Source organism: Roseicyclus sp. (assembly GCF_018402035.1).
Lineage (GTDB): Bacteria > Pseudomonadota > Alphaproteobacteria > Rhodobacterales > Rhodobacteraceae > Roseicyclus.
The window spans coordinates 1-2,369 of the sequence record NZ_JAGYJN010000053.1 but is presented as its reverse complement, the minus strand read 5'-3'; the positions used below and the strand labels follow the sequence as shown (position 1 = coordinate 2,369).

General features: G+C 61.5%; 3 protein-coding genes. All 3 read left to right on the top strand.

The window, feature by feature from the left end:
* Positions 1-634: putative PEP-binding protein (locus KG698_RS15045; protein ID WP_367114131.1), on the top strand; the 634-nt coding region annotated here is incomplete at its 5' end.
* A gap of 202 nt (positions 635-836) precedes the next feature.
* On the top strand, positions 837-1,511 hold the full coding sequence (locus KG698_RS15040) for a cell wall hydrolase (protein WP_300984196.1): 675 nt from the start codon (positions 837-839) through the stop codon (positions 1,509-1,511).
* Between the two features lie 73 nt (positions 1,512-1,584).
* On the top strand, positions 1,585-2,369 hold a 785-nt coding region (locus KG698_RS15035), incomplete at its 3' end, for a dihydroneopterin aldolase (RefSeq protein WP_213686357.1).

The following is a 2,369-nucleotide window of genomic DNA, read 5'->3' as shown; positions in this document are numbered from 1 at the left end:
CATGCGCGGCGTGCGCTTGGGCGTGACCGTGCCCGAGATCTATGAAATGCAGGCGCGCGCGATTTTCGAGGCGACGATCAAAGCCTCGACCAAGGGCGCGCCGGTCGTCCCTGAGATCATGATCCCGCTGGTTTCGGCCCGGCGCGAGGTGGAATTGGTCAAGGCCCGCGTCGATGCCATCGCCGCCGAGGTGAAATCGAAAACCGGGCAGGAATTCACCTATCGCCTTGGTGTGATGGTCGAAACACCGCGCGCCTGCCTGCGCGCGGGCGATATCGCTGATCATTCGGCCTTTTTGTCATTCGGCACCAACGATCTGACCCAGATGACCTATGGTCTGTCGCGCGACGATGCGGGGCGCTTCATGTCGGATTATGTGCAGCAAGGCGTTTTCCCCGAAGATCCGTTTCAGCAACTCGACATCGACGGTGTGGGTGAATTGATGCTTTTGGGTGCCGCGCGTGGGCGTGCCGCGCGCCCTGATCTGGTGCTGTCGATCTGCGGTGAACATGCAGGCCATCCCGGCACCATCGCCTTTAGCCGCAAGGCGGGGTTTGATTATGTCTCTTGCTCGCCCTTCCGGGTGCCTGTCGCCAAGCTGGCTGCTGCGCAATTATCCATTCAAGACAAGTAATTGCCGGGCGATGCTCAGCTAATGTCGGTGTCGGGTAGCTATTGATTTCAAAATCTTGTCTAAACCTAGCGGGGCCATCACGCTTTCCCGCAAGATTCGGTGCCGATTTGGCGCTTTGCACAAGCTTGGGTAATAAAACGAATCAGCGGCAGCAGCAGTGAATGACCGTATCGGGGCGAAAGACCTCGGAAAGGATATGCGAATGGCAAAGCCAAGACGCTTTCTTGCCTTGTGCGGGGCCATGTTCATCATGGGCGCGTCGCTGGCGCATGCCGAGGTGACCTATAGCTCCTCCAATCCCGCCAGCAACGGCGATCTGGGTCTGCGCATCGGTGCCTTGATGGGGGTCGAGGCAAGCTCGCTGTCGACATTGTCGGGCGAGCGTTTGCGCCGGATCGGCACGCCCTTCACCGCCTCCAACCGGGGTGGCGCGCGGCATGTGATGTCGGCCCGCCAGCTTGATGCCATGCCGCGTGTGCGCGGCAATCGCCAATGGCGCTGCATGACCGAGGCGATCTATTTCGAGGCGCGCGGCGAAGAAATCGAAGGCCAATATGCCGTGGCCGAGGTGATCTTGAACCGTGTCGACAACAAGAATTACCCCGCCACGGTCTGCGAAGTGGTCAATCAAGGCACGGGGCGGCGCTATGCCTGTCAGTTCACCTATACCTGCGACGGTATCCCCGAGGTTGTCACCGATCAACTTGCATGGGACCGCGCGGGCAAGATCGCGCGCATCATGATGGATGGTGCGCCGCGCAACCTGACGGCGGGTGCCACGCATTACCATGCCGATTACGTCAACCCGCGTTGGGCGCGCGTTTATCCGCGCACGGCGCGCTACGGCACGCATATCTTTTATCGTCAACAATATTGATCAGTCGCGGACAGCCCGTGGCTTGCCGCCTGTGGACATGGATCGGCCCTGCAGGTCGTGCTAGGTCGCGCCCATGAATGACGAGATCAGCTTGGCCTTCGGGCATCCATCGGAACGGGCCAAGGCGCTTGCGGGCGATCCGCCGCCTGACCGTATCGCCATGACCGAACACCGTCGCGAGGTCGAGATCGGCGCTTTTCAGGCCGAACGCGGCGTGACCCAGACCGTGCAATTCGATGTCGTGGTCGAGGTGGCAACCCGCGCCGAGCAGGCGGTCGATGATGTTGACCGGATCTTGAGCTATGACACCATCGTCGAGGCGATCGATGCGGCCCTTGCCGCCGAGCGGGTCAACCTGCTTGAAACGCTCGCAGCCCGGATCGCTGACCGGATTTTGACCCATCCGCTGGCCACGCGCTGCATCGTGCGGATCGGCAAGCTTGACCGTGGCCCCTATGTGCTGGGGGTCGAGATTTTGCGCAACGCGCCTTTGGGCCGCAAACGGGTGTTGTTGCCACAGGATGCGCCGCATCCGCGTATCGTCTTTCTTTCGGCTGTGGCCATCGCGCGCCCTGATCTTCCCATCATGCTCGACCAGCTCGAGGCGGCAGGCGCCCCGGTGATCTTATGCGTGGGTCGCCCCGAAACCGATATGCCCCGTGCCATGCATTTGATGCCACAGCGCCGGATCGACCTTTTGGCCATCGAACAGGCGGCGTGGGTTCTGGCCTCGCGCGATGCGCGCTGTGTCGTGGTCGATAGCCGGACCGAACTTGATTGGGCCATGCGCCATGGTCAGATCAGCGTTTGGGCACCCTCCAAGCTGGTGCTCGATGCCCATGACGGGCCTGCCGCAAC

Excerpts from the sequence above, each read along its gene's own strand:
- KG698_RS15040 (WP_300984196.1), top strand. The coding sequence starts at position 837 with ATGGCAAAGCCAAGACGCTTTCTTGCCTTGTGCGGGGCCATGTTCATC.